This is a genomic window from Herbiconiux daphne (assembly GCF_024979295.1).
Classification (GTDB): domain Bacteria; phylum Actinomycetota; class Actinomycetes; order Actinomycetales; family Microbacteriaceae; genus Herbiconiux; species Herbiconiux daphnes.
The window spans coordinates 1-421 of record NZ_JANLCJ010000370.1 but is presented as its reverse complement, the minus strand read 5'-3'; the positions used below and the strand labels follow the sequence as shown (position 1 = coordinate 421).

Annotated in this window: 1 protein-coding gene; it reads right to left on the bottom strand. The window is 37.3% G+C overall.

The genetic code is table 11. The features are described from left to right. The coding region (locus N1032_RS25300) for a hypothetical protein (RefSeq protein WP_259543345.1) at positions 1–421 on the bottom strand (421 nt) is incomplete at both ends.

The window sequence follows — 421 nt, the reverse complement described above, 5'->3', positions numbered from 1 at the left end:
ACCTTAACAACTCGATTCATACAATAAGCCGTGTCTAGTAAGTACTCGCCATACCAAGGCAAACGAAGTGTGATCCTCGATTCATAGTCAATGAAATTCTGGTATTTTTCATCGAACGTGATTTCTCCGAAGTCTAATTCAATAACATAATTATCGAATTGATCTGTTTCAATCGAAGTTTGATAGTTACCTAGTTTCACATTGCTTTGAGTTGGGAAATAAACTGGATCGACAATATACGGCAAAACATACAATCCCGTAATATATTGCCCTAAATCATTGTTTTCTGTGATTTGAGTGATCCCATTATCAACAACTACACTCGATTGAAAACGAATCGCCGCAATCTCTCTCAAAATTGGATCGGTACACTTGTACAAGTTCAAGAAGGCATTCCCTGTGACAGTTGCTTTCTTTGAAG